Source organism: Xenorhabdus sp. PB61.4, from assembly GCF_963894935.1.
GTDB lineage: Bacteria > Pseudomonadota > Gammaproteobacteria > Enterobacterales > Enterobacteriaceae > Xenorhabdus > Xenorhabdus stockiae.
Map to the genome: position 1 here is coordinate 1 of NZ_CAWQJR010000070.1, position 5,230 is coordinate 5,230.

A 5,230-nucleotide genomic window follows, 5' to 3' on the forward strand; every position below is an offset into this window, starting at 1 on the left:
CAATATAAACTTATATTTCATTAATCAATAAACAGTGAAAATGGCATTTATTTTGAATAAAAAAAAGATTAAAACAGAATTTAATATTGAAAAATATAACAAATAATCACAAGTTAATTGAAATATAACCATTTTCTATTTATAAATAAAGGTGATATCTTCAATTCAAAAAATCACGTAGATTCTCTAAATTGCCACGTCATTATGTAAGGCATGAGTAAAACTAGAGGGTTATATTGGGACTATATACGAACTAAAAATGGCATTCATATTTACGCTGAGGATATCTAAAGTGAACTGGGAAATTTTTCTCTAAGATCAGTAGGATAAAGAAGTATAAGTAATCGTATTAAACAACCATTAAAAATATATACAAAATGAATTTCAAAATGCATCGAGGTGGCCATGAAGCGAATTTTCAAAGAAATAGGTAACTATGTGACTGAACTAAGTAAACACAGCCTATCAAGAGGGAAATTGAAAGAGGATCTATATTCATATCCTGAGGACTAGTTCCCTTATCCTCAGATCCTGTTTTAAAAATCCATAGCGAATAAATTCAGATAATGAACTTGTTATTATCAAGCACAATAGTATTGCCAAAGAATAACTTTCCTCCCTGAAAAATTAAGTCTAAATGGTGACTGCCTACTTCTCCTCCACCTAATCCAAGATGTAAACCGGGATGCCTTTCTTCAAATCCCGCATTTAATCCATATAGCTTCTCCACACCACAGTTGGTCCCGATACCAAATTCTTCAATGGTGCTGTTGCTAGAGTTAGTTGATAGATATTTATCAAAATCTTTCGAAAATTCAGCGAATTGACAAGTAAAATCGATAATTTTGCTATTTTTGATTGTCAGGTTGAAGAAGTTACTGACAACACCATACTTAATTGCAAAAGGTATTGTACTCAAAAACGCACCACTGAAACTGATAGAGCCTTCCAGATTATGTAGTTTTGTTGCAATTTCACCCGGTGTCAGATCATAATTACCAATGCCATCAATTGATGTCCAGGATTGGTTCTCACTAAAGGTTGCAGTAAGCATATGCTCATCATCCTGCTGATAGATTACTTTTTTACTACTATTAGCCAGACTAATTAAAAAATTATTCCTATCTTTGATAAGATTTAGTTCTTCAGAGAATGCTTCATAAAAATGCTCACCATAATCTTTAAACAAAACAGACTTTCGCCAGTTTTCTCGCATAACTTTTCTTATTGCTGACAAAAAATCAGGGCCTAATGATTTAAAAGGTTTTAATGTTGAAGAAAGATAGAAAAACACATATAAATCACAACATTCAATTTCCTTAACTAAAGTATCAGAAGAGGTTAGTTCAAGAGATAATGAAGATATATTCAAAGTAGGAAATTCTGACGAAACGATTATAACATCTTCAGCAATATTTTTGTGCTCTTTATCCCATCCAACGAGTATATTAATTTTATTCTCTTTATGTTTTTTTTCTTTAATAGCAGGATGATGCAACAAGCATGTCAGCATGTTTTTTATATTTTTCCTTTTTTTATTAAGAAATAACATAACAACCCCCTGATAAATAACGGGGAATAATATCCCCGTTAAGTTGTCAGAAATTTAATTTCTATAATGCTAAACAGGCCACATTGCAGTTCCAACTGGAACAACAGCTTTTTGTTGCATTATTTCAACGGCTTCTTCAAAAGTTTCTTCTTCAAACCATTCATCCAGTTCGATTGCATCGTTTTCCATCTTGAACTCCAGTCTTTATATTGCTGAGTGTGAATGTGTGCTAGCAACTATTGTCGCATAGCGATTCAAACAGAAGAACTATAAGCCAACCAGCATACATATATCATAAATAAATTTGATATCTTGTTTGGAAGAACAGTTATATTGAACATTATTCTTAAAGAAAACTTAATCTTATTACTATGATTTTATTATCTGGCCGGAAAGTTGCTGCAAATGTTGAGAGACAACTTCTGTAAGAAAATCTGCCACCTTCCTTATTTTCAGGGAATATGCCAAATCTGCCTGAATAACAAGCCAAAGAGGCTGATCTAACCCCAGCTCAGGAGAAAGGCAAATGAGCTCAGCAGAATCAGCAATAAAATGAGGTAGAACTGCCAATCCCAAACCTGCTTTGACCGCCGCAACCTGAGCTGAGAGTGAAGTCGTCGCTATAGAAAGCGGACGCCCATTCAGGGTTTTCTCCATCCATTTGTACATTGGAAGTTGCTGGTACTCATCAGTCCAGCCAATAAAATGAGCATGACTATAAGCTTCATCAGATATCTGTGATGGACAGTTTTCGCAGTATTGTTTACTGGCATATAACCCAAAACCCAGTATTCCAATCTGACGGATAGTAACATGGCCTTGTTCCGGCCTGACAAGGCGAAGAGCTAAATCAGCATCCCGGCGATGAAGGTTGACAGTACGTGAATCAGTAATAATTTCCAGTGCCAAATCCGGATATTTTTTCTGCAAAACCGACAGATTAGGAATAATTAAATTGCTAGCCAGCATTTCTGTTGTTGCAAGACGCACTTTACCAGTGATTTTTGTACGTACATCAACTTCTGTCAAAAATGAGTTTGCTGCAGTTTCCATTGCTTCTGCTTTTTCCAACAATCCCTTTCCATCTTCTGTTAGCTGGTAGCCAGTCTGATGGCGAAAGAACAGAGGCATTCCAAAAGTTTCTTCCAGCCTTTCAATTTTTCTGGACACTGTTGCAATACCAACCCCAAGAAGGGTTGCTGCATTACTGATAGTTCCGGTCTGAGCCACTGCCAGAAATACACGAATATCATCCCAAATAAGTGATTGCATATTATGACTTCCATTTTTGGAAAATTATTTTCTATTTATCTCTAAATATCTTTTTTTTCGACTATGCCACAATCACCCTGATAAAAAAACAATCAATTTGATTTAATAAAAATTTAACCGAGTCAATAATATGCGTATACGAAATACACCACAATTAGCGATTGTTCTGACATTAATTGCAACATTTTTTTGGGGTTCAAATTTTCAGGTAACAAAGATTGCCCTGATGAATCTGCCTCCATGGACTGCTTCGGCTGAACGCTTTGCTTTTGCTGCCTTATTTATTTTCCTATTTATGACATCCAGAAAAAAATTTAACATTGGAGTACTCAGAAAAAACTGGCTTACTTTTATTCTCCTTGGAGGAATTGGAGTTGCAGGATTCAATGGTGCATTATTTGTTGGTCTCCAATATGCAACCCCTGTTAATGCTGCATTAATAATGGCAACAACACCTGTCACTACCAATATTTTAGAGGCCATCATTAATCGCCGTCCCCCTGATATAGTACGTATAACCGGAATGATACTCAGTTTGTTTGGTGTGATCCTAGTTGTTACCAATGGACAACTTATGTTGGGTAATACAATTCATATTAATACCGGAGAATTAATTATCTTTTCGGGTTCTCTGTGCTGGGCAATTTATACCATTGGGATCCGCACATTTGTTATAGAATCAACACCTCTGGAAACCACTGGCTGGACGATGTTTTTTGGCACAATGATATTGTCGATCATTGCGATTTCTGTTGAATCACCCGTTTCGATATTATTATCAGCACCATTTGAAAGTCATTTAGCTGATTTTTATATGGGTCTTGCTGGTTCTGTTGTTGCTTATCTATTCTGGAACATAGCAACTACTATTCGTGGCGCAGGAAAAACAGCCATCTTTTTTAATTTTGTTCCTATTTTTGCATTAGCGATACAGACTTTTGTAGGAGACAGCCCCGGTCTCATTCAACTTGCCGGTAGCACTCTCACTATTATTGGAGTGCTGATTGGGCAAGGTACCATCAAGGTATCTGAGAGAACTTCACAATAAAAATCACTATGAAGTTCGTATTATGCAGGGCACAACTTCATAAAAATGTGGATATCCGGTGCTAACGCTATTATGGAAATATGTAACTTATCACTGAATACCGGGATCCAATCTCTGCCCAGTTAATTTTAATTCAGGCATTGTGATTGAACGACCGGAAATAAATTATGGGGCGAATAATGCAAGAATATCCTGAATTATGGATTGACCTTATGTACTACCTGAGAAATGCCTGGCCACAGATATCTGGCGCATTGCTGGCTATCATGATCTGTTATGGACGGCTGATTTATGATGGTGTGGAACGCAAAAACCGCTGGGCTGAACCTCTTCTCTGTGGAGCACTTTCATGGGGATTCTCCAGTGGGCTAGAGCTGATTGGTATTCCTGTCAGCGTATCACCTGCTCTTGGCGGCGCAGTGGGTTTTCTTGGTGTGGAGAAATTACGCGAATTTGTGATACGTGCTATTGAGCAACGTCTGGAGGAAAAGGCTCATAAATAGATAGCCCAAAATATATATACACAATGGATTTCAAGATGCGTCGCGGCGGCAAGGGAGATAATCCCCAGGAGCATAGATAACTATGTGACTGGGGTGAACGAGTGCAGCCAACAAAGAGGCAACTTGAAAGACGAAGTGTATAAAGCTCTGCATATTTGTAGAACTATTAAATAGCAGATCTGATAATAAACATTATATTCAAAACCCTCTAAAAACATTTCATCAAATAACTGTGATTTAATGATATGGCGTAACGTCAATAATACCTGTTAAATTCTCCGGCATACCAACCTCGGAAAGAGATTGGATATAAATATCATCGCATTCTGCACACAGAAAACCGATGAATAATTTTATTCAGACATTAAATAAAAGAGAGGTAGTCCATGGCTAATTATTTAATCTGCGTTGAAATCTATGGTGCAGGCCCAAGAGAAATTAGTGCTCTTAACGAATCACTTAAAACAATTAATTTTAGTAACAAAGTAGTATTTTCAAATGGCAATGTTATGGCCTTACCTGCCGGCACTTATGTTGGTTACTCATTAAATACTGCTGCTGAAATAAGAGATAAAGTTTATAAATTAGCATCTCCACTTTCAACAAGAAATCCGTCAATATTTGTTTGCCAATATAATGAATGGTCTGCATATCTTTATCCTGCATCCATCAATGCATCTGCATCTGAATCCTAATTAAAAATTAAGTAATTGAATTCTCCAGCCAACCGATTGGCTGGAGAATCATTTTATCTCAAAAAATTTTATATTTTTTATATTCACTATCACACATCTCGTGATATACAGTAGAAAAAAACACTGAAAAAAATAAAAATCAAATCCCCCTTTTCAAACA

Annotated in this window: 5 protein-coding genes; 3 read left to right on the forward strand and 2 right to left on the reverse strand. The window is 36.2% G+C overall.

The genetic code is table 11. From position 1 onward, the window contains the following. Window positions 1-559: 559 nt before the first annotated feature. Window positions 560-1,552 carry a leucyl aminopeptidase gene (locus AACX68_RS05135; RefSeq protein WP_228860747.1) on the reverse strand — a complete coding sequence of 331 codons (993 nt, stop codon included), beginning with the start codon at window positions 1,550-1,552 and terminating at the stop codon, window positions 560-562. A 369-nt stretch (window positions 1,553-1,921) separates the two neighbouring features. Then, on the reverse strand, window positions 1,922-2,824 hold the full coding sequence (locus tag AACX68_RS05140; protein WP_228860748.1) for a LysR family transcriptional regulator: 903 nt from the start codon (window positions 2,822-2,824) through the stop codon (window positions 1,922-1,924). A 130-nt stretch (window positions 2,825-2,954) separates the two neighbouring features. Here AACX68_RS05140 and AACX68_RS05145 point away from each other — a divergent pair, with 130 nt between their 5' ends. The 3 genes from AACX68_RS05145 to ghoS all read left to right on the forward strand — a co-directional run bounded on the left by AACX68_RS05145 (window position 2,955) and on the right by ghoS (window position 5,070). Continuing rightward, window positions 2,955-3,872: a DMT family transporter gene (locus AACX68_RS05145; protein ID WP_228860749.1), complete on the forward strand. Its 918-nt coding sequence runs from the start codon at window positions 2,955-2,957 to the stop codon at window positions 3,870-3,872. A 179-nt stretch (window positions 3,873-4,051) separates the two neighbouring features. Then, window positions 4,052-4,375: a phage holin, lambda family gene (locus AACX68_RS05150; RefSeq protein ID WP_099108230.1), complete on the forward strand. Its 324-nt coding sequence runs from the start codon at window positions 4,052-4,054 to the stop codon at window positions 4,373-4,375. A 386-nt stretch (window positions 4,376-4,761) separates the two neighbouring features. After that, window positions 4,762-5,070 carry a type V toxin-antitoxin system endoribonuclease antitoxin GhoS gene (ghoS, locus tag AACX68_RS05155; protein WP_228860750.1) on the forward strand — a complete coding sequence of 103 codons (309 nt, stop codon included), beginning with the start codon at window positions 4,762-4,764 and terminating at the stop codon, window positions 5,068-5,070. Window positions 5,071-5,230: the final 160 nt, after the last annotated feature.

What these genes read in the sequence shown, in the direction of transcription:
- AACX68_RS05140 (WP_228860748.1), bottom strand. Translation starts at nt 2,824, where the DNA reads ATGCAATCACTTATTTGGGATGATATTCGTGTATTTCTGGCAGTGGCT.
- AACX68_RS05145 (WP_228860749.1), top strand. Translation starts at nt 2,955, where the DNA reads ATGCGTATACGAAATACACCACAATTAGCGATTGTTCTGACATTAATT.
- ghoS (WP_228860750.1), top strand. Translation starts at nt 4,762, where the DNA reads ATGGCTAATTATTTAATCTGCGTTGAAATCTATGGTGCAGGCCCAAGA.
- AACX68_RS05135 (WP_228860747.1), bottom strand. Translation starts at nt 1,552, where the DNA reads ATGTTATTTCTTAATAAAAAAAGGAAAAATATAAAAAACATGCTGACA.
- AACX68_RS05150 (WP_099108230.1), top strand. Translation starts at nt 4,052, where the DNA reads ATGCAAGAATATCCTGAATTATGGATTGACCTTATGTACTACCTGAGA.